The following is a 19684-nucleotide window of genomic DNA, read 5'->3' on the forward strand; positions in this document are numbered from 1 at the left end:
CTGGCGTTTTGGTTGATTTTACGGAGCTTTCTGCTGGTCAGGTTGGCCGGATCGCCCTTCTGGCGGTCCGGATCAGGCCGGCGGCCTGGCGTTAGTTGGTGTTGGCGTCCTTGATGGACATGACAGAGGAAAGCGGGACGCGGATACCGCCCATTTCCACGACGACTTCGGATCCGGACAGGTCCACACCTGTGACCCGGGCCGCAGCCTGGATGCCGACGGCGAGCTCTTCGCCGTCTGCGTCCTGGGCGATGATTTCCAGCGTGTAGACGCCATCATCGAGTGCTGCGCCTCCATCGCCGAGACCGTCCCAGGTGAAATCATGCGAGCCGGTCGAGGTCTCGCCATCACGGCGTGCCACGATCCGCTCATCTTCATCGCGAATGATGATCGAATTCGTAGTCGCATCACTGGGCAGTGTGTACTCCCAGCTGGCTTCGCCTTCCTGCAGGAAGGCCTGCGGTGTCTGGGCCGTAGCGATGCGGCCGATATAGCTGACCGAGGCGCTCTGCGCGGCGGCTGACTGAAGCAGCAACAGGTTTTCCAGGTTCTGGTTCTGGGCGATCTGCTGTTCGACACTGGAGAAATCGACCAGCTGGTTCACGAACTGGGTCGAGTCCAGCGGATTGAGCGGGTCCTGGTTTTTCATCTGCTCGGTGAGCAGGGTCAGGAACATCTCGAAATTGTCGGCCAGCCCGGTCTGCGAATTCGCGAGGGAGGGGCTGGTGGCACCGAGGCCGGAGACTGCATCTACCATCGTGTACTCCTAGACCTGCACGTCGACGCCGGTGCGTCCGGACAACAGGAAGCCGTAGGCCGAGCGCGGGCGGGCGGACAATTCGTCCTCGGCGCGCCGGGCCAGTTCATTGGTCTGAGTGAAGACCGGCAGCGCGTCGCCGGTATCGCGATCGTCATCGCCTGCCGGGTCCTGGCCGTCATTCATCTGGAAACTCAGCCCGTCCTCATCCAGCTCCAGCCCGGCCTCGGCCAGGGAGCGTTCGAGGTCGCGCGCCGAACGCTGCAACTCATTGAGGGTCTCGGGACGCTCCACCGTCAGGACGGCGTGGACGCGATTGTCGGCCCGCAACTCGATTCGCACATCGACCTTGCCCAGTTCAGCCGGGTCGAGCCGGATGTCGAAAACGCGGTTGCCGTTGGATACATGTTTGGTGATCTGGCCGGCAAGCTGGGTGGTGGTGTGCGGCGTGAAACGGTGTAGCTGGCTGCCGGTGCGATCAGCGGCCATCCGCCCCTCCAACCGCGACAGGTTGAAGTCTGCATCGGCCTGGACAGCCGCATCGAGTGATGCGCCGTCCAGCCTGGCGGCCTGCTGGGCCTGGGCCTCACCGAGGGCGGCAGGAAGCGGCGTGATCGGAGCGCCGGATTGGGCTGCGGTGGGCAGCGCGTCCTTGGTCGCGGCCAGGACGGCGGCCGGATCGCTGTTGGTCGCTGAGGCACCGGCTGCACCGGTCGCCGCGCTGGCAGACGGATTGGCCGGCGAGGTCGAACCCGGAGCGGCGTTGAAAGTCGGGGCACCGCCTTGCGATCCCGGCGACGGGCGGGCCGCGAGGCTGCTGGCGGTCTGGATGGTCGGCGTGTCGCCACCGCGCTGGCGCAGCGGTGTCGGGTCGACAGGCTCCCCGGACGTGCGGGCCGCCGCGGTTGCGGTGGGCTGGCCGGAGGCGGACGCTGAAGCTGTCGTCTTGCCGGTTGCGGTCGCCTTGGCCACGCCAGCGGCAGGCTTGTTTGGAGCTGCCGAATTCTGCCCCGATGCCGGAGCCGGCTGGGCTGGCGCTTGCGCAAAGGCCGGCACCGTCGTGGCCGCCGGATTTGGTCCTGCGGGAGACGGGCCGGAGCTGGCGGGTGTCGCGTTGGCAGCAGCGGCGTTGCCTGAAGTGATGGTGCCTGTTGCTGTCAGAGGCGTGGCGGTGACGGACTCCGTTGCCTTGGCAAGGGTGTGTCCGGCCTCTGTGCCGGGTGAGCCGACCAGGGCCGCCGCCGGCTTGGTTGCAACCGGGATCGTGGCTGCCGGGCTGCCGGCACCCGCGACGACAGGATTAGTGTTCGCCGGGATTTGAGGGCCCACGCCGGGCGGTGCGATCGGTGTGCGGGTGGCGCTGTTGATGGCAGCCGAAGGCATGGGTTTGGCGCCGTCGGCCTGAGCCGGATTCATGTCCGGTCCCGATGCCGGTGCCGCAGAGGGCGTCAGCGCAGGAGCCACTGGCCCCGGCCCGGACGGCAATGGGGCTGATACCGGGGCTGATATCGGGGCTGCACCTGACGCTGATTGAGTCGCAGCTGTGGTTGTCGGTGTGGCAGGCGATACCGGTGCCGTCCCGTGCGTGATGGTTTCGGATACCGGCTTGCCGACGGATATGCGTTTGTCACTGCTGCCAGCGGTGGCGGCAAGGACCGGCGTGGCAGCGGTGTCTGTGACTGAGATTGTCGTGGTCGCGGGTGTCGCCAGCGCCGGGGTCGATCCGGAAGGCGCGATGGTTTCGGATACCGGCTTGCCGACCGATATGCGTTTGTCACTGCTGCCAGCGGTGGCGGCAAGGACCGGCGCTGTGGCGGTCGTCGTCTCGTCGGGTGTGGCCGACGGGGCCGTTGCAAGGGACGCGGTCGCATTGGTCGTGCCCGTCGAGTTGGTCGTGCCCGTCGAGTTGGTCGTGCCCGTCGGGTTGGCGGGATCGATGACGTCCTGCACCTGCACGCCCGGCTTGGTGATGGAGCGGATGACCGGAGCGACCGGGGTGACCGGGATCACCTCTTCGACCATCAGCTCGGTACCCGCTTCGCCAGACAAGCCTGCTTGTGTCAGGCCCGCTTGTGACAGACCAGCCGGTGGCGGCGGCGCCACCATCGCGGGTGCGGCGGTGAGACCGGTGGTGTTTGCGGGCTGGGCCACAGTCTGAGCCACAGTCGGGGTCGGTGCGTCGAGGGGAAGCGGTGACGTGCTGGCCATGGCCGCGTTGCGGACCGGCGTGGCTGCGCCAATCGCCGACTGGGCCTGGCTGGCAGTGACCAGCAGCGCGAAGGGAGAGCTGTCTGCCACTGCGCCATTGACGCCCTGGAATGCATGGCCCGATCCGGCCGCAGGCTGCGCCAGTGCACCGCCGGCAGGTCCGGCGTCGGTCAGCAAGGTCGCAGGTGTCAGGTTCAGCGTCATGGGTGCTCTTCGACTGCGCCAAGGCACACATCATGCCTCGTCTCATCGGGATGATCGCAAGCGCTGTGCCAATTGAGGAGTGTCTAACATTCTGAAATTACGCGTTAATTTGGCGGTAACACCTTGCGATGGGCAGGAATATCCGACCTCGATTGCCGCCGGTGGGCGCAATTTGCCGGGTCACCGGCCTCGGCCGCCGGGCGCCCCGTTCGTGACCTTGTTACCGCGCGTGAGCGCGTGCAGCCGCCCGCGAGGGACCGGGGATCGTTTAGTTGATGGCCGGGCTGGCGAGGGACTGGCCGGGGATTGGCCCGGCGCTTGCGATGGTTAAGGCACGCCCGGCCCGCATCTGTCAGGACCGGACCATGGAAAGCGAATGAAAAAGCAAATGAAGGCATATGGTTACGGCATGGATCGCCCGGTGAAGGCCCGCCTCGGGCTGAGCGCCGCGCTGGGCAATGCTTGCCGCTTTGACGGCAGATTCCGCCGGGACCGCCTCGATTTTGCCGCCTGTGCAGGGAGCCACACATGTCCTTGAGCGGTATTCTCGGCAACGCCCTTTCGGGTTTGCAGGCCAGCCAGTCGGGCTTGCGCGCGGCGTCCAACAACGTCGCCAATGTCAACACGCCCGGCTATGCCCGCACCGTCTCCAGCGTTGAAGCCCGCAATGTCGGCGGCGTCGCGATGGGGGTACAGGTCAACGGTATCGTACGCATCGTCGATCGCTACCTGCAGCTGACCTCGTTGAGCAGTATTTCCGACGCCAGCGGCACCCAGACCCGGGCCGCCGCGCTTGATCGCATGCAGTCGCAATTCGGCAATCTGGACGATAGCGGCTCCATCTTCGCACGGCTCAACTCGGCTTTCTCCGGCCTGTCCCAGGCCAGTGTGGACCCGACCCTGTCGGTCGCGCGCCTGTCGGCAGCGGCCGATGTCGACAGTTTCTTCACCGAGGCCGAGCGGCTGTCCGGCGAAGTCCGTGTCCAGCGCCAGGAGGCCGACGCCAAGATCAGCGCCGCCCTGCAGCGCTCCAACGAAATCCTGCGTGAAATCTTCGACCTCAATGCCAGCGTCCAGAGTGTCGCCTCGAGCGGAGGCGACAGTTCCGGCGCCGAGAACCGCGTCTCCGAACTGCTCGATGAATTGTCGGAATTCATGGATATCCGAGCCGATTTCCAGGGCAATGGCCGGGTCGTGCTGCGGACGACCGACGGTGTCCTGTTGCTCGACAACTATCCCGCCGACCTGACCTATGAGGTCGGAGGCACGGGTTCCTACGGTGTCGAATACGGCAAGATTTATGCGGTGCCGCCCAATGGCGGCAATCCGCAGGAACTCGACAGCCATATCACCTCGGGCGAGTTGCGGGCCCTGATCGACCTGCGCGACCAGACCCTGCCCAACATCGCCGAAGAGCTGGCCGAGATGACGGCCGGTGCGGCTGACGCCCTCAACGCTGCCCACAACAATGCGGCCGCCTACCCGGCGCCGCAGACCCTGACCGGTCGCAATACCGGGCTGGAAAGCACCGACAGCCACGGTTTCAGTGGTGCCACGACCCTGGCCGTGGCCGACAGCACCGGCCAGCTGGTCCGGCGCATTGATATTGATTTTGACGCCGCCACCTATTCCGTGGATGGCGGGGCGGCCGTCGCCATAGCCGGCACGGTCGGCGACCTGGCAACTGCATTGAATACGGCTCTGGCCGGGGTCGGCTCGGCGAGTTTTGCCAATGGCAAGCTGACCGTGGCAGCGACGTCCGCCAATAATGGCGTCGCCTTCCTGCAGGACGAGACCACACCGTCGGCCCGCGCCGGACGCGGCCTGTCGCACTTTTTCGGTCTCAACGACCTCGTGCGCTCCGACACGCCCGGTTTCTTCGAGGTCGGCCTGAGCGCGGCGGAAGCCCATAATTTCACCACCGGCACGTCGCTGTCCTTCCGCGTCGACACGGTGGCCGGAAAGACTGCCGGGACCTACAACATCCCGATGACCACCGGGGGGTCGATCGGTGATGTGATCACCGCCCTCAACGACACGTCCAGCGGCATGGGCCGCTATGTTACCTTCGCGCTGAATACCGATGGCGGGCTGACCTACACGGCCAATGCGGGATACGAGGGTTATGAGCTGTCGCTGACCGGTGACGACACATCGCGCGGGACCAGCGGTGTCTCCTTCTCCGATCTGTTCGGCATCGGCCTGAATGCCCGGGCCTCGCGGGCCGAAGCCTTCGCGGTCGACCCCGCCATTCGGGCCGACTCGTTCCGTCTCGCCCTCGGCAAGCTGGATATTGATGCGGGCACGGTGGCCGGCGACTATGTCCTGTCGTCGGGTGACAATCGGGGCGGCGCCGGACTGCAGGACGCCCTGTCCAGCGCCCGCACCTTCAACGCGGCCGGTTCACTGGCCCGCTCGAGCGCCAGCCTTGGTGATTATACCGCCCGGATCGCCGGCACTATCGGTTCCCGTGCCGCCCGGGCCGAGAGCGAGGCCGGGTCTGCCGCAACACTGCAGGCCACGGCCGCCCAGAAACGCGCCGATGTCGAAGGCGTCAGCCTCGACGAAGAGCTCGCTGCCATGACGCTCTACCAGCAATCCTACAATGCCGCCGCGCGCATGCTGCAGGCGGCCAAGGAAATGACCGATACCCTGATGGGCATCGTCTAGGAGGTAATTCGCACCATGACCCGTGTTTCCACCTTCGCTGCCAACCAGAACGCGCTGATGGACCTGATGAAGGCCCAGAAGGCGATGTTCGACGCCCAGAAACAGCTGACCACCGGCAAGCTCGCCACCGACCTCAAGGGCGTCGGCCACCAGGCCGAGACCCTGTCTGCCACCCGCGCCGCCCTGCAGCGGGCCAGTGCCTACGAAGAAGCCGCGGTCCGCACCGAGGCCCGTCTGGCGAGCCAGGATGTCGCGATGGGCCAGATGGCCGATGCGATCACCGATCTGCGCCTCGCCGTGACCTCGAAGGATGGCGACTACACCATGCACCAGGTGCGCGAAGCCTTCGACAAGGTCGCCAACGCGCTCAACACGAAACATGCCGGAACCTATGTCTTCGGCGGCACACGCACTGACACGGCCCCGGTCACGACCAATGACCTGGACGACCTGGTGGCCATGGGTTCGGCGTCGGAAGCCTTCGTCAACAATGACCGTCGGCCGCAGGTTCAGCTCGACCAGAACCTGACCCTGGAGACGGGCATGCTGGCCAGCGATGTCGGCGGCGAGGTGTTCGACAGTTTCAAGCGCATTGCCGATTTCGATGCCGGCGTGAACGGCCCCTTTGACCGGCCGCTCAGTGCAGCCCAGGAAACCTTCCTGAACGGCGAAATCCAGAACGTCATCACCGCGCTGGACAACATGTATGTCCGGATTGGTGAGAACGGCGCTGCCCAGGCGAATGTCGAAACGATCCGGACCGCGCAGGGCGATCGCCAGATCTTCCTCCAGCAGATGCTGTCCGATCTCGAAGACGTCGACATGGCCGAGGCCGCGACCCGATTCCAGGCCGCCCAGACCGCCGTCGACGTCTCCGCCAAGACCTTCTCATCGCTCAGCCAGGTGTCCCTGCTGAACTTCCTGAGGTAGGGACGGGCCGACCGGTTTTCCCGCTTTTGTTGTACCGCGACCCCGCTCTAGTGTTTGCACTGGAAGGGGAGGGGCTCATGTCACGCAGATTCACACCAAGACGCCGTCGTCCGATCGTGGGTGGCGCGCTGCTGGGTGCCCTGATTGCCCTCGCGCTCTTCGTGATGAACATCGGGGTGAGCCTGGCCGTCCTGCCCTGGGTCGTTGTGGGCGCTGCGGTCGGCGGCGGCGCGCTGGGCGGTGGCGTGAAAATCGCTGCGGGAGACAATGCCTTGGCCGCATTGTTTGAACCGGGTTTGTCCGCGATCGGCGAGTTCTTGGCGGCAGGCCTCGGCTTCGTCGGTGACTTGTTCAGCGGGTCGGGGACATGACGGGTAAAGGAACGGCCAAAAAGAAGCGGGGCGTGGATCTCTCGGTCGTTGTCAGCTTGGTCATGGCAGTTGCTTTGACAGGCGTGTTTCTTTGGGTGGCTTGGGGGGCGTCCCTCTGGGTCCTCCTGCTGGGATCCGCGACCGTGTTTGGACTTTCCTTCGGATTGACGCTTGCGTTTACTCGCAATCCAATGAAATTCATCGGGCAGTTGCTCCACAATCTCAATTGGTGACGCTCCTGACCCGACTGGTCACGCACGCTTGCTTCGCCTATATACCCGCCTCCATCAACCGTTTGCTGCGGGCCTTGACCCCGCTGGAGGCGATATATGACGACCGACCTTCCCGTCGACACGACCGGCCGCGCCCGTGTGCAGGCCGATGACCTTATTTCCCGTTTGGGCTTGTCCGGCGATCCGCTGGGGCTGGGTGGCCAGCCGGGCGACCACCGCGTCGTGGTGGCCATGTCCGGCGGTGTCGACAGCTCGGTGACCGCAGCGCTGCTGCACCATCTCGGCTATGACGTCGTCGGCGTGACGCTGCAGCTTTATGATCATGGCGCCGCCATGGCCAAGAAGGGCGCCTGTTGTGCCGGTCAGGATATTTACGACGCCAAGCGCGTCGCCGAGGCCTGCGGCTTTCGCCATTATGTGCTCGATTATGAGAGCCGATTCCGCGAAGCGGTGATCGAGGAATTTGCCGACACCTATCTGGCCGGGTTCACGCCCATTCCTTGCGTGCGCTGTAACCAGACCGTCAAATTCGCCGACCTTTTGACCACCGCCCGCCAATTGGGCGCCGTGTGCATGGCCACGGGGCATTACATCCAGCGGGTTGTCGGCGAGAACGGCGCGGAACTGCGCCGGGCCGCCGATGCCGGCAAGGACCAGTCCTATTTCCTGTTCGCGACCACGCATGACCAGCTCGACTTCCTGCGCTTTCCGCTCGGTCACCTGAACAAGGACCAGACGCGCGAGCTCGCCGAGGCCTTCGGTCTCATCGTTGCCGACAAGCCGGACAGCCAGGACATCTGTTTTGTACCCCAGGGCCGCTATGTCGACATTGTCGAAAAGGTTCGTCCCGGTGCCTCGCGTCCCGGCGAGATCGTGCATGTCGATGGTCGGGTCCTGGGCACCCATGAAGGCGTGATCCGCTACACCGTCGGTCAGCGCCGCGGCCTGAAGATCGCCGTCGGTGATCCGCTCTATGTGGTGCGCCTCGATGCCGACAAGGCCCAGGTCATTGTCGGCCCACGCGAGGAACTGGAAGTCGACACGATCGCCCTCAAGGAGATTAACTGGCTGGGCGATGACGCCCCGCTGGACGGTGCGCCGGTGCAGGTCAAGGTCCGCTCCACCCGCCCGCCCGTGCCCGCCGCCCTCGCGGTCGATGGGGACAGTATCAGCGTCGTCCTCGCCAAGGGCGAGGAAGGTGTCGCGCCGGGCCAGGCTTGTGTCTTCTATTCATCTGACGACGCCGATCGTGTCCTCGGCGGCGGCTGGATCGTCAGCACCAGTGGTCGCGGTGGTGGATCGAGCGGGGTTCGGTTGATCGGGTAGGGCGTCGTGGACCCCACCGCCAGCGCTCCCCTCTCCATTTTTCCCGGAGGCGCGCAGCGCCACCCGGGACCGACGGGAGACGCATCGCATGCCGGAGGGTTTCGTGGCTCCCGGCTCTTCGCCCCGCTGTTGCGGGGCTGCGGCCGGGATAAATGTGCTTTGGTTTGAGAGGGATTGGCATGCGGAAGTTTGCGGCAACATCCGGCGCTGACGACGCTCACCGACAAACCCGCGCGTGTCATCCCGGGCGGAGCCCTGACTTGATCAGGGTTGAGACCCGGCACCCATACGCTCGGTGCTGCCGATATCGGCGTGTATAGGTCCCGGATCTGCAACCTGCTTGCGCAGGTTTTCGTCCGGGATGACAAAATTTTTGTGCCTTTATCCCCGCCCACGCACCCCTTTCCTTCTCCCTTGGGAGAAGGTGGCCGGAGGCCGGATGAGGGGGGAATTTTCCTGCGGTCACCGGGATTTACCCCTCACCCTGACCCTCTCCCAGGGGAGAGGGAAAGTGCGTGTCAGCAAAAATCCGCGAAAACTTATCCCCACCCATCGCCCGCCAACCCATAATGGCTTCGGTTTTCGGGACGGGAGGCACGAGCTCAGTCACTTGTGCCCGGAGACGAGCGGAGCCTGTCCGCGTGCGGGGATGACATCCCGACACTCCGGCAGGGCGTGCGACCAGGTCGCGGGGCACTAAACGACCGACCCCATCTACCTGACGCATTGGAATCGGGGTGGAGACAGCCCGGGAAAACTCCGAGAACGGGATGTCGGCGATGTCACGTTATTCAAATCAACCCGATGTCGGCATTGGCCGGCATCCCGTTCCCTCCTCCACTCGAAACGCCAGGCGATCGCGCCGTGGCGGTGCTGGTGCTTGCCCGCCAGGGCCGGCGCCGACTATCCTGTCCCAAACCCGGCGAGGCCTGATGCGTATTCTCCTGATCCTTTTCTTCAGCGTCGTTCTGGCTCCGGTCGCCCGGGCGCAACCGGCGGACCCGGACCCGGCGCCCTATATTGCCGCCTGCGAGGCGGGTGACGGGTTTTCCTGTCTCTACGCCTATGGCGTCCAGCAGCGCGCCGACAGCACATTCTGGCTGACCGACGAGGGGGTGGCCCTGTTCGTGCGTGGCTGCGAAGTCGGGTCTGACCGGGCCTGCTGGGTGTTCGAGCGCATCAACACGCCCAATCCTTACGGGCCGATCCGCTATGACCGCGAGCGCTACCTGCCGATCGCCCTGTCAGGATGTGAGCGGGGCAGCTCGATGGCCTGCTGGCAGGCCGCCAGCTTCTTCGAGGATGGCAATGTGGCCGATCGGGAGCGGGGCTTGGCGCTGGCCCGCCAGTCCTGCGAAGCCGGTTTTTCCGATGGCTGTGCCCGTCAGGCCGATCTGCTGGCGTCGCTGGGCCGCAATGCGCTGGAGGCCTCACGGGCGGCCTGCTACGGCAATCGTGTCGGCCGGATGCGCAAGCTGGGTGATTGCGACGTGGTGTGCGCCGAGGGCGACGGGACGGCCTGTTACGCGCTGGCCCTGATGTATCATCGTGGCCGTGATGGTGCCCAGACCCTGCGCCGCAATGCCGTCCGGGCGCGGGCCCTGTTCGTGCAGGCGTGTGAGCTTGGCGAGACGGACGCGTGCGAGCGTTAGCTCAAGCCGGCATCGTCAGCCCTTTCCAGCCCACCACGACCAGCCAGTGCATCACCGTGGCCGGCCAGACAGAGCTGCTGGTCCGGTAGCTGATCGTGCAGGCGAGGCCGAGGGCGGCGGTGATGGCGAGGAAGCCGGGTTGGAGGAAGAGCGGTTGCGCCATGGGCAGGCCGAGCCAGACCTGGACCGGATGCCACAGCACAAAGGCGGCGAGGGCGAGGGTGGCGCGAATCCGGCCCTTGCGACCCGCCAGCCCGACCCGGAAAACAAGCTCCTCGGCCAACGCCGGGACGAGGATCGCCAGTGCTGCTACCGCTAACAAGCCGGTCAAATCCTCTGTCACCAAAAAGTTGAACAGGTATTCAACTTTGTTGATGGCGAGGGCTGCGGCGATGAATAGAGCAAATATTAGAAGGGATTGCCCCCATATCGGCAATCCGGGCGAGGTTCGGACGGCTCGTTTTGCATCTGCGAAATAACTTGACGCTGTGCCGCATAATTCGATCATGCGCGCCAGACTAATCAAGAATGATCCCAGAGGAGAGATGAAATGAGTGCTGTGGACGATCCTATCGTCATCGTCGGCATGGCCCGCACCCCGATGGGTGGCCTGCTCGGTGAACTCGCACCCCTGTCCGCCAACGAGCTCGGCGCGGTTGCCGTCAAGGCGGCGATGGAAGAAGCCGGCATCGCCGGTGATGACATCGACCAGATCCTGATGGGCAATGTGCTGATGGCCGGTCAGGGCCAGGCGCCGGGTCGCCAGGCGGCGATCAAGGCCGGCCTGCCCAAATCCGTTGAAGCCACGACGCTCAACAAGATGTGCGGATCGGGCATGCAGGCGGCCATCATGGGTCGCGCCGCGATCACCTCGGGCGATGCCGACATCATCATCGCCGGCGGCATGGAATCGATGACCAACGCGCCGCACATGCTGCCGACCCATCGCGGCGGTTTCAAATACGGTCACGACACCATCAAGGACCACATGGCCCAGGATGGCCTCGAAGACGCCTATGAGAAAAAGCCGATGGGTGTCTATGCCGACATGATCGCGGAGGAGCACCAGTTTACCCGCGAGCAGCAGGACGCCTACGCCCTGGAAACACTGGCCCGTGCCCAGCGCGCGACCCGGGATGGTGACTTCAGGCGCGAGATCACACCGGTCACGATCAAGGGCCGCAAGGGCGATGTGGTTGTCGATACGGACGAGCTGCCCCGCAAGGCGATGCCGGAGAAGATCCCGTCCCTGCGCCCGGCCTTCTCCAAGGACGGCACGGTGACGGCCGCCAATGCCTCGGCCATCTCGGACGGTGCTGCGGCGCTGATCCTGATGCGCCTGTCGGAAGCAGAGCGTCGCGGTCTCAAGCCGATCGCCAGGATTGTCGCCACCGCAGCCCACGCCCACGAGCCGGCCTATTTCACCACCGCGCCGGTACCCGCCATGCGCAAGGTCGTCGAGCGCGCCGGCTGGCAGATCGGTGATGTCGATTTGTGGGAAATCAACGAAGCCTTCGCCGTCGTCCCGATGATCGCGATGAAGGAGCTGGGCATTTCCCACGACATCATCAACGTCAATGGCGGTGCTTGCGCCCTGGGTCACCCGATCGGCGCGTCTGGCGCCCGCATCATGGTCACCCTGCTCGCCGCACTGGAAAAACGCGGCAAGACCAAGGGCGTCGCCTCGCTCTGCATCGGCGGCGGCGAAGCCACGGCGGTGGCTGTCGAGCGCATGTAGGCCTGGTCGTACAGACTGGCATGAAGAGGGCGCGGCCGATGGCTGCGCCCTTTGTCGTTCGAGGTCGCAGATTGCCAATCTGACATGGAGTGATTAAGTTACAATCAGTCCGATTGGGAGCGATTGCCATGAGCGCTGCAACGCGTGTCATCACCGCGCATGTGCCGTCTGGTCTGGCCGAGAAGGTGGATGCCATGGCGGCGCGGCTTGATCGCTCGCGCGGCTGGGTGATGAAACAGGCTTTGGCCGCCTGGGTCGACCAGGAAGAGGAGCGTCACCGGCTGACGCTTGAAGCGCTCGCGGACGTCGATGCTGGCCGTGTTGTCGATCACGGGGCCATGCTGGCCTGGGTCGACAGTCTGGGAACGGACACGCCCCTGCCGCCGCCTGTCGAATAAAATCGCATGAAGATCGAATGGACCGCCAAGGCCAGCGGTGACCTCGCGCGGCTCCACGACTTTCTGGAACCGGTCGCTCCGGATACGGCGGTCCGGGTGGTGCAGGAAATCGCCCGAGCCCCGAACTGCCTGCTCAACCATCCTCGTATTGGCGAGAAACTGGACGTTTATGAGCCGCGCGAAGTGCGCCGGATCATCATCGGTCACTACGAGATGCGGTATGAGATTGCCGCCGGCACCATTTTCATCCTGCGTCTCTGGCATAGCCGCGAGGACCGGGATTTTGGTCCGGAGGCGTGAACGCAGTTTGAGCGCAGCTGATGGCAGATTGGTGTCTTGGGCGGTTTCACGACGCCCTCATCGAGGCCTCCAACCCGGTCAGCCCGGCGATTGGCAGGAAAGCGAGCCAGGCCGGGTGCTTGGCCCGGCTCAGGATGAGGGCCGCCACGCCGCTCACGGTAAAGACGGCGCTGATGATCCACAGCAGCGGGGCGTGATCCGGAAGCGGCGCGCGATGAATGACAACCAGCATGGCCGCAATTCCCCACCAGGTCAGCGTTGTGATGTGCCAGGCTGTGCGGATCAGGGCGCGGGCATACCAGGGGCCATGACCCAGTGTCGGCAGGTCCGGCATTGCCAATAGCGGGCGGATCAGGCGGACCTCTCCGGCGATGGAGTGGAACAGTCCGACCAGCACGGTCAGGCTTGCAGCGACGAGTAGCATGGGCGGGCCTCGCTCAGACAGGATTGGCGAAGATGGCCGCGACACCCAACGTCCCGGTCAGGGCGAACAGGCTGGTCGACGGCAGGCGCAGCGGCGGCATCCCGGCCTTGATGGCGATGGCGGCGCTCAGACCGGACAGGCACAAGGCCAAAGGTCCCAGCAGATAGGGAAAGGCGGCGAAACGGGCGTCCAGGGCCGTCGCTGCGAAGGCCAGGGCCATGGCAGCCAGCAGGACGGTGGTGATGTGCCAGCAATAATAGTTCAGCCATTTGCTGGCCGGCGGCAGATGGGTGTCTGCCAGCAACGGCCGGGCAACGACACGTCCGCCGGCAAAGGTGTGGACGGCGAAGGTGATGAAGGCGCTCAGGCTTGCCAAGGCGGCGAGGATGTTCATGATCAATCCGTACTGAAATTTATGTTCTAGAAAAAATGTTCTATTATGGGCCGACCGTCAAGCTTCCTCGATGACACTGTCTTTGCTGCTGTGGCCAATTGTCTGGTCGAGCAGGGGGAGGTGCGCCTGCAGGCCGTCACCGCGACGGCCGGCGTGTCGACCGGATCGATCTATCACCGCTTCGGCTCACGCGAGGGGCTGATGGCCGCCGCCTGGCTGGACGCGGTGGAGGCGTTTCAGGAACGATTTCTTGTGGCGTTGGCGGCCGGGACACGAGAGGCAGGGTTGGCGGCAGCGCTGGCCACCCCCGCCTTCTGTCGCGAGGAGGTGGCCCGGGCCCTGATCCTCACCATGGGGCGACGCGCCGAGATGATGTCCGACAAGGCGCCGGCGGAAATGCGGGCCCGTCTCGATCAGATCAATGGGCAAGGCAAGGCGGGGCTGGAACGGTTCGCGTTTGAGCAACGCCTGCCGTTGCAACGGGTCCGCCTGGCCCTGATCGGCGTCCCGCTGGGCGCCGTCCGGCTCTATTTGCCTGACAAGGCGGTGCCGGAGGGTGTCGATGATGATATCCGCCTGGCTGTCAGCGCCTTGCTGGCGGCGCGCTGACGCCGCCGCCCCCTGCTGCCAATCCATGCTGCACTGGCGAAATCCGGACCGGTCCGTCAGCCGTCGATATGTCCCAAGGGCAGGCCTCGGCCTTCCTTGACGTTGCGGATCTGCACCGAGGTACGGAAGTCGCCGACCACGTCCAGCGGGATCATCTTGTCTTGCATGAACTCGTTGTAGGCGTCGATGTCCGGGGTCACGATCTTGAGCAGGTAATCATAGGGCCCGGTCATGGTGCAGGCCTCGGTGACTTCCTGGAAGCTCTGGATGGCCTTCTCGAACTTCTCGTAATTGGCCTTGCGGGCCGGTTGGATCTTCACTTCCAGATAGGCGGTGAACATCAGGCCGATCATGCGCCGGTCGAGCTGGATCGAGCGGCGTTTGATGATGCCCTCGGTCTCCAGGCGACGGATGCGGCGCCAGCACGGCGAGGGGGTCAGGCCGACGATTTCGGCGATGTCGGCGACGGATCGACCCGCATCGGCTTGCAGGGCTTCGAGAATGCGTACATCAATCGTGTCCAGGGTGACGGTCATTATTTCCTCAAATCATCATTTGGAGGGAAAATAATTCAAGTTTCCGCACTTGCGAACCCCGAAATGGCACCGCATTGCTATGCTGGACAAGACCCGCTCTTGCGCGCTAGACGCCTGTCGCGTGGCCGCATCAGGCGGCGACGCCCGTTTAGGCACGTATTGCCGATGTTTTCAGCGAGAGCCCATGGCACACTCTGAACCCCGCTTCCACGTTCCCGCGCCACATGTCCGGCCCGGCGACACGCCTGATTTTTCCCATATCGACATTCCGCCGGCCGGCGAGGCCAAGCGCCCCGACACGGCGGTGCCCGGAATGGAGACCCGCGATCTGGCGCTCGGCCTCGTCCGTGTGCTCGACCATAACCACCAGGCGGTCGGCGAGTGGGACCCCAAGCTGGATGCCGGCGTTCTGCGCGAAGGTCTGCGCCACATGGTGCTGACCCGCGTCTATGACGACCGCATGCTGAAGCTGCAGCGTCAGGGCAAGATGAGCTTCTACATGAAGTCCACAGGCGAAGAGGCCGTGGCCGTTGCTGGTGCGATGGCGATGAGCAAGGACGACATGGTGTTCCCGTCCTACCGCCAGCAGGGCATCCTGTTTGCCCGTGGTCGCGACATCGTCGACATGATGTGCCACTGCATCTCCAACAGTCGCGACAACCTCAAGGGCCGCCAGCTGCCAGTTCACTATACCTGGGCCGAGGGCAAGTTCTTCTCGATCTCCGGCAATCTGGCGACCCAGCTGCCGCAGGCCGTCGGCTATGCCATGGCGTGCGAGTATCGCGGTGACGGTGAAATCGCGGCGACCTGGATCGGTGACGGTTCGACCGCCGAGGGCGATTTCCATGGTGCGCTGGTGCTGGCCTCGACCTATCGGGCGCCGGTCATCGTCAATGTGGTCAATAACCAGTGGGCGATCTCGACCTTCCAGGGCATCGCTGCCGGTGACGCGCCGACCTTTGCCTATAAGGGCATGGGCTATGGCCTGGCCTCCCTGCGCATTGACGGCAATGACTTCCTCGCCGTCTACGCCGCGACCCAATGGGCCGCCGAGCGGGCTCGTGCCGGCCATGGCACCACGGTGATCGAGCACTTCACCTATCGCGCCGATGCACACTCCACCTCCGACGACCCGTCCGGCTATCGTCCCAAGGGCGAGAATGCGATCTGGCCGCTGGGCGATCCGATCGAGCGCCTGAAGCAGCACCTGATCGGGCTTGGCGAGTGGGACGAGGAGCGCCACGCCGCGCTCGAAAAGGAACTCAACGAGCTGGTCATCGCCTCCTACAAGGAAGCCGAGAGCCACGGCACTTTGCATGACGGTCCGCTGTCGCCGGTCGAGTCGATTTTCGAGGATGTCTATGCCGAACCGGACTGGCGCCTGCGTCGCCAGCGCCAGGACCTGGGAGTCTAGATCATGGCCAAGATGAACATGATCCAGGCCCTCAACTCGGCCCTGGACAACATGATGGAACGCGATCCCGACGTGATCAGCTTTGGCGAGGATGCCGGCTATTTCGGCGGCGTCTTCCGCGTCACCGCGAACCTGCAAACCAAATACGGCCTCGACCGCTCCTTTGACGCGCCGATCAACGAGGCGGCGATCATGGGCATGGCCATCGGCATGGCCGCGAAGGGATTGAAGCCGGTCGCTGAAATCCAGTTCTCGGACTATATCTTCCCCGGTCTCGACCAGATCGTCTCGGAGATGTCGCGCATCCGCTATCGCACCGCCGGTGCCTTCACGACGCCGGTCGTGGTGCGCACGCCCTGCGGCGGCGGTATCCGCGGTGGCCAGACCCACTCGATGAGCCCGGAAGCCTTCTTCACTCAGGTGCCGGGTGTGCAGGTGGTGATGCCGTCCAATCCCTACGACGCCAAGGGCCTGCTGATCGCCGCGATCGAGAGCCCGGACCCGGTCATCTTCTTCGAGCCGAAACGCCTCTATAATGGTCCCTTCGACGGTCACTCCGGTGGCGCCCTGTCGAGCTGGGCCAATCATCCCAAGGGCGAAGTGCCCGAGGATCATTACAGCCTGCCCATCGGCAAGGCCGAAGTGGTGCGCGAGGGTTCGGCGGTCACGATCGTCGCTTACGGCACGCTGGTCCTGGTGGCCCAGGCGGCGGCCGAGAAGGCCGGCGTCGACGCTGAAGTCATCGACCTCAAGACGCTGGTCCCCTATGATATCGAGACCATTGCCCGCTCGGTTAACAAGACCGGGCGCTGCATTGTCGCCCAGGAAGCGCCGCGCACTTCCGGTTTCGCGGCCGAGCTGGCGGCGCAAATCCAGGAAGAGTGCTTTTACGCGCTCGAGGCGCCGATCCAGCGCGTCACCGGCTGGGACACGCCGTATCCGCACGCCCATGAATGGTCCTACTTCCCGGGGCCGGACCGTTTCATCAATGCCATGAACACCGTTCTGGAGGCCTGATCGATGAGCGAATATCGTTACAAGATGCCCGATGTCGGCGAAGGGATCGTCGAGGCGGAAATCGTCGAATGGCACGTCAAGGAAGGCGACACGGTCACCGAGGACCAGCATGTCCTCGACGTGATGACCGACAAGGCCACCGTGGAAATCCCCTGCGCCGTCAATGGCACGGTGAGCAAGCTGGTTGGCGCGCCGGGTGATGTCATCGCCGTCGGCACCGAGATCATGTTCATCGCGGTCGACGGTGCTGTGCCCGCTGAAGCCGACGCCGAGGCTGAAGCCGAAGCGGTGAAGCCCGCCGAACCTGCCAAACCGGCCGCACCCAAAGCCGCCGAGCCTGTGGCTGCAGCAGACGCGCCCTCCATCGCCAGCCGAACCGATGGCGAGCGCCCGCTGGCCAGCCCGGCTGTGCGCAAACGCGCCCTGGAGGCCGATATCCGCCTGGCCAATGTGCCGGGTACCGGCCCGGCCGGACGTGTCACCCATGACGACCTGGATGATTTCATCAAATCCGGTGGCCGTCTGGTCGCGCGCTCGGGATCGGGCAGTTCGTCCGTCCGGGCGCCGCGGACCGGCGTGACCGAGGAAAAGGTGATCGGCCTGCGTCGCCGCATCTCCGAGAACATGTCGCACGTCCAGCGAACTGTTCCTGATATCGCCTATGTCGAGGAAATCGATGTCACGGCGCTGGAAGAGCTCCGCGGCCATCTCAATGCCAGCAAGTCGGATGACCAGGCCAAGCTGACCTTCATCCCCTTCCTGGTGATGGCGCTGACCAAGGCGCTGCCCAACACGCCGCAAGCCAATGCCCATTTCGACGGCGAGGCGATGTTGCTGACCAAGCATGACGCCGTGCATTGCGGTGTCGCCGCGGCAACGCCGAACGGTCTCATGGTGCCGGTCATCAAGCATGCCGAGAGCCTTGATATCTGGCAGATCGCCGCCGAGCTGAAGCGTCTCGCCGGAGCGGCCAAGGACGGCAAGGCGACCAAGGCCGAGCTGACCGGCTCGACCATCACCATCACTTCGCTGGGGGCGATTGGTGGTCTGGTCACAACGCCTATCCTCAACGCCCCGGAAACCGCCATCATCGGCGTCAACAAGATGCAGACCCTGCCGCGCTACAATGCCGAGGGCCTGGTCGTGCCGCGCAAGCTGATGAACCTGTCCAGCTGTTTCGATCACCGCATCGTCGACGGCTATGAGGCGGCTATGCTGATCCAGGCCGTGAAGGGTTATCTGGAGAATCCGGCGACTCTGTTTATGTAGTGAAGTGTTGGTTCAGCAACGATATAGTGATGCTGGGTAGTAGCAACTGCCCGATCAGTTTGCGGGTTTCGGGGTTCGCTGCCATTCAGACATCGGAGTGGCATAGCCACAGCTTTGACTCGAGCGTCGGCAGGAGCTTAGGTCTCTTGCCTCACGAAAAGGGATTGCGCACATGAATGCGACGGACTTACCGCTCGACCAGATTATTCTCGACCCGAACAACTATAGATACCATGACGTTGGCGAGTATCGGAGTGTGCCAGATGATGCGCGGCACCTTGATAAGCACCAAGACCGGGCGCTCAAAACGCTTCGCCAAATAGGCTTGGAAGAAATCCGCGAGTCTATCCTCAAGAACGGGTTTATTCCAGTTGAACGCATTGTTGTCGAGCCGTACGGCGAGGAACCAAATCGCTATATCGTGATTGAAGGGAACCGTCGGATAGCGAGCTTGAAGCTGATTCAGCGCGATCTCGAGGAGGGGCTAATAGAAGACAATGACGGTCGACTAGCTGCGCTTTTCCAAGCTGTACCGTGTATCGTCGTCGAGCAGGGCAACGAAGAGTTTTTTCGGCATGTCCTGATGGGCATTCGTCATGTTGGCGGCATCAAAGAGTGGGGCGGATATCAAAGTGCCAAACTAGTCCAGGAGCTGCGAGATGAATTTGGTCTTGATGGGCAGGATGTCGCCGGACGGATTGGGCTAAGCGTCCAAGAGTGCAACCGCCGTTACAGAGCGATCAAAGCTCTAAAGCAGATGGAGCAAAACGAGGATTTTGGTGGATTCGCGAAGCCAGACATGTACCCGATCTTTCATGAGGCTGTCTCACTTCCGAGGGTCCGGGAGTGGCTTGGGTGGAATGCGGAGACGTTTCAGTTCGATGAAGAAGCCGAAGTTGAGAATTTCTATCAGTTGATTACGCCGACGGAACAGGAAGACGGTGGGCGCCCACGTGAGCCCAAAATTCGAACGTACTCTGATGTCCGCGAGCTCCGAAATATTCTCCAAAATGGCGAAGCCACGCGTGTGCTCCTCGATGAATCCGCGAGCTTTTTCGATTCTGTAACTCTAGCGAGAAGTCAGGAGCAGTCGAAGCGCTGGCGGAGGGATGTCGGAGCGGCATTGAATGCTCTTGAGGCAATTCCCTTCGCTGTTGTGAAGGATTTTACTCAGGACGACAAAGACGTTTTGAATAAACTGGCTAAACTCGCGACGGGGCTGGCGTCTGAGTGA

Annotated in this window: 19 protein-coding genes; 13 read left to right on the forward strand and 6 right to left on the reverse strand. The window is 63.8% G+C overall.

From position 1 onward, the window contains the following. Positions 1 to 91 precede the first annotated feature (91 nt). Together VOI18_RS10500 and VOI18_RS10505 are read right to left on the reverse strand one after the other, a co-directional pair. A complete protein-coding gene (locus VOI18_RS10500; protein ID WP_323762361.1) occupies positions 92 to 757 on the reverse strand; it encodes a flagellar hook assembly protein FlgD in 666 nt (221 codons plus the stop codon). Between the two features lie 9 nt (positions 758 to 766). Continuing rightward, positions 767 to 3169 (reverse strand): flagellar hook-length control protein FliK, encoded by a 2403-nt coding sequence (locus VOI18_RS10505; protein WP_323762362.1) that lies wholly within the window; start codon positions 3167 to 3169, stop codon positions 767 to 769. A 528-nt stretch (positions 3170 to 3697) separates the two neighbouring features. On the opposite strand from VOI18_RS10505, the gene flgK reads away from it, so the two are divergent. The 5 genes from flgK to VOI18_RS10530 all read left to right on the forward strand — a co-directional run bounded on the left by flgK (position 3698) and on the right by VOI18_RS10530 (position 10351). Next, on the forward strand, positions 3698 to 5839 hold the full coding sequence (gene flgK / locus VOI18_RS10510; RefSeq protein WP_323762363.1) for a flagellar hook-associated protein FlgK: 2142 nt from the start codon (positions 3698 to 3700) through the stop codon (positions 5837 to 5839). 15 nt (positions 5840 to 5854) lie between these two features. Then, positions 5855 to 6769 (forward strand): flagellin, encoded by a 915-nt coding sequence (locus tag VOI18_RS10515; RefSeq protein ID WP_323762364.1) that lies wholly within the window; start codon positions 5855 to 5857, stop codon positions 6767 to 6769. A gap of 77 nt (positions 6770 to 6846) precedes the next feature. Beyond that, on the forward strand, positions 6847 to 7140 hold the full coding sequence (locus VOI18_RS10520) for a hypothetical protein (RefSeq protein ID WP_323762365.1): 294 nt from the start codon (positions 6847 to 6849) through the stop codon (positions 7138 to 7140). Positions 7141 to 7469: 329 nt separating this feature from the next. Further along, positions 7470 to 8699 (forward strand): tRNA 2-thiouridine(34) synthase MnmA, encoded by a 1230-nt coding sequence (gene mnmA / locus VOI18_RS10525; RefSeq protein ID WP_323762366.1) that lies wholly within the window; start codon positions 7470 to 7472, stop codon positions 8697 to 8699. A 932-nt stretch (positions 8700 to 9631) separates the two neighbouring features. Then, positions 9632 to 10351, forward strand: coding sequence for a hypothetical protein (locus VOI18_RS10530; protein ID WP_323762367.1), 720 nt, complete (start codon positions 9632 to 9634; stop codon positions 10349 to 10351). A gap of 1 nt (position 10352) precedes the next feature. Here VOI18_RS10530 and VOI18_RS10535 read toward each other — a convergent pair whose 3' ends face one another. Continuing rightward, positions 10353 to 10673: a type II CAAX prenyl endopeptidase Rce1 family protein gene (locus VOI18_RS10535; RefSeq protein ID WP_323762368.1), complete on the reverse strand. Its 321-nt coding sequence runs from the start codon at positions 10671 to 10673 to the stop codon at positions 10353 to 10355. A gap of 228 nt (positions 10674 to 10901) precedes the next feature. Between VOI18_RS10535 and VOI18_RS10540 the strand changes: the two genes are divergently transcribed. The 3 genes from VOI18_RS10540 to VOI18_RS10550 all read left to right on the forward strand — a co-directional run bounded on the left by VOI18_RS10540 (position 10902) and on the right by VOI18_RS10550 (position 12787). Beyond that, positions 10902 to 12089, forward strand: a complete 1188-nt coding sequence (locus VOI18_RS10540) for an acetyl-CoA C-acyltransferase (RefSeq protein WP_323762369.1) — start codon at positions 10902 to 10904, stop codon at positions 12087 to 12089. A gap of 128 nt (positions 12090 to 12217) precedes the next feature. After that, complete coding sequence (locus VOI18_RS10545) at positions 12218 to 12487, forward strand: ribbon-helix-helix domain-containing protein (protein ID WP_323762370.1); 270 nt, start codon at positions 12218 to 12220, stop codon at positions 12485 to 12487. Between the two features lie 6 nt (positions 12488 to 12493). After that, on the forward strand, positions 12494 to 12787 hold the full coding sequence (locus tag VOI18_RS10550; RefSeq protein WP_323762371.1) for a type II toxin-antitoxin system RelE/ParE family toxin: 294 nt from the start codon (positions 12494 to 12496) through the stop codon (positions 12785 to 12787). A 46-nt stretch (positions 12788 to 12833) separates the two neighbouring features. On the opposite strand, the gene VOI18_RS10555 is transcribed toward VOI18_RS10550, so the two are convergent. Together VOI18_RS10555 and VOI18_RS10560 are read right to left on the reverse strand one after the other, a co-directional pair. Continuing rightward, positions 12834 to 13211, reverse strand: a complete 378-nt coding sequence (locus tag VOI18_RS10555) for a hypothetical protein (RefSeq protein ID WP_323762372.1) — start codon at positions 13209 to 13211, stop codon at positions 12834 to 12836. 13 nt (positions 13212 to 13224) lie between these two features. Beyond that, positions 13225 to 13605 (reverse strand): hypothetical protein, encoded by a 381-nt coding sequence (locus VOI18_RS10560; protein WP_323762373.1) that lies wholly within the window; start codon positions 13603 to 13605, stop codon positions 13225 to 13227. Positions 13606 to 13650: 45 nt separating this feature from the next. Here VOI18_RS10560 and VOI18_RS10565 point away from each other — a divergent pair, with 45 nt between their 5' ends. After that, the gene (locus VOI18_RS10565; protein ID WP_323762374.1) at positions 13651 to 14214 is read left to right on the forward strand and encodes a TetR/AcrR family transcriptional regulator; all 564 of its coding nucleotides are present in this window, start codon (positions 13651 to 13653) and stop codon (positions 14212 to 14214) included. A gap of 56 nt (positions 14215 to 14270) precedes the next feature. Here the strand turns inward: VOI18_RS10565 and VOI18_RS10570 are convergent, their stop codons facing one another. Next, a complete protein-coding gene (locus VOI18_RS10570) occupies positions 14271 to 14750 on the reverse strand; it encodes an Lrp/AsnC family transcriptional regulator (RefSeq protein WP_323762375.1) in 480 nt (159 codons plus the stop codon). A 184-nt stretch (positions 14751 to 14934) separates the two neighbouring features. On the opposite strand from VOI18_RS10570, the gene VOI18_RS10575 reads away from it, so the two are divergent. From VOI18_RS10575 to VOI18_RS10590, 4 genes are all read left to right on the forward strand, one after another. Further along, positions 14935 to 16164, forward strand: a complete 1230-nt coding sequence (locus VOI18_RS10575) for a 3-methyl-2-oxobutanoate dehydrogenase (2-methylpropanoyl-transferring) subunit alpha (protein WP_323762376.1) — start codon at positions 14935 to 14937, stop codon at positions 16162 to 16164. A gap of 3 nt (positions 16165 to 16167) precedes the next feature. After that, positions 16168 to 17181 (forward strand): alpha-ketoacid dehydrogenase subunit beta, encoded by a 1014-nt coding sequence (locus tag VOI18_RS10580; protein ID WP_323762377.1) that lies wholly within the window; start codon positions 16168 to 16170, stop codon positions 17179 to 17181. A 3-nt stretch (positions 17182 to 17184) separates the two neighbouring features. Beyond that, positions 17185 to 18450: a dihydrolipoamide acetyltransferase family protein gene (locus VOI18_RS10585; RefSeq protein WP_323762378.1), complete on the forward strand. Its 1266-nt coding sequence runs from the start codon at positions 17185 to 17187 to the stop codon at positions 18448 to 18450. Positions 18451 to 18622: 172 nt separating this feature from the next. Beyond that, the gene (locus tag VOI18_RS10590) at positions 18623 to 19684 is read left to right on the forward strand and encodes a ParB N-terminal domain-containing protein (protein ID WP_323762379.1); all 1062 of its coding nucleotides are present in this window, start codon (positions 18623 to 18625) and stop codon (positions 19682 to 19684) included.

It is taken from the genome of Maricaulis sp., assembly GCF_034670125.1.
Classification (GTDB): Bacteria; Pseudomonadota; Alphaproteobacteria; order Caulobacterales; family Maricaulaceae; genus Maricaulis.

Coding starts and splice junctions, on each gene's coding strand:
- VOI18_RS10500 (WP_323762361.1), bottom strand. CDS start 757: ATGGTAGATGCAGTCTCCGGCCTCGGTGCCACCAGCCCCTCCCTCGCG.
- VOI18_RS10505 (WP_323762362.1), bottom strand. CDS start 3,169: ATGACGCTGAACCTGACACCTGCGACCTTGCTGACCGACGCCGGACCT.
- flgK (WP_323762363.1), top strand. CDS start 3,698: ATGTCCTTGAGCGGTATTCTCGGCAACGCCCTTTCGGGTTTGCAGGCC.
- VOI18_RS10515 (WP_323762364.1), top strand. CDS start 5,855: ATGACCCGTGTTTCCACCTTCGCTGCCAACCAGAACGCGCTGATGGAC.
- VOI18_RS10520 (WP_323762365.1), top strand. CDS start 6,847: ATGTCACGCAGATTCACACCAAGACGCCGTCGTCCGATCGTGGGTGGC.
- mnmA (WP_323762366.1), top strand. CDS start 7,470: ATGACGACCGACCTTCCCGTCGACACGACCGGCCGCGCCCGTGTGCAG.
- VOI18_RS10530 (WP_323762367.1), top strand. CDS start 9,632: ATGCGTATTCTCCTGATCCTTTTCTTCAGCGTCGTTCTGGCTCCGGTC.
- VOI18_RS10540 (WP_323762369.1), top strand. CDS start 10,902: ATGAGTGCTGTGGACGATCCTATCGTCATCGTCGGCATGGCCCGCACC.
- VOI18_RS10545 (WP_323762370.1), top strand. CDS start 12,218: ATGAGCGCTGCAACGCGTGTCATCACCGCGCATGTGCCGTCTGGTCTG.
- VOI18_RS10550 (WP_323762371.1), top strand. CDS start 12,494: ATGAAGATCGAATGGACCGCCAAGGCCAGCGGTGACCTCGCGCGGCTC.
- VOI18_RS10555 (WP_323762372.1), bottom strand. CDS start 13,211: ATGCTACTCGTCGCTGCAAGCCTGACCGTGCTGGTCGGACTGTTCCAC.
- VOI18_RS10560 (WP_323762373.1), bottom strand. CDS start 13,605: ATGAACATCCTCGCCGCCTTGGCAAGCCTGAGCGCCTTCATCACCTTC.
- VOI18_RS10565 (WP_323762374.1), top strand. CDS start 13,651: ATGGGCCGACCGTCAAGCTTCCTCGATGACACTGTCTTTGCTGCTGTG.
- VOI18_RS10570 (WP_323762375.1), bottom strand. CDS start 14,750: ATGACCGTCACCCTGGACACGATTGATGTACGCATTCTCGAAGCCCTG.
- VOI18_RS10575 (WP_323762376.1), top strand. CDS start 14,935: ATGGCACACTCTGAACCCCGCTTCCACGTTCCCGCGCCACATGTCCGG.
- VOI18_RS10580 (WP_323762377.1), top strand. CDS start 16,168: ATGGCCAAGATGAACATGATCCAGGCCCTCAACTCGGCCCTGGACAAC.
- VOI18_RS10585 (WP_323762378.1), top strand. CDS start 17,185: ATGAGCGAATATCGTTACAAGATGCCCGATGTCGGCGAAGGGATCGTC.
- VOI18_RS10590 (WP_323762379.1), top strand. CDS start 18,623: ATGAATGCGACGGACTTACCGCTCGACCAGATTATTCTCGACCCGAAC.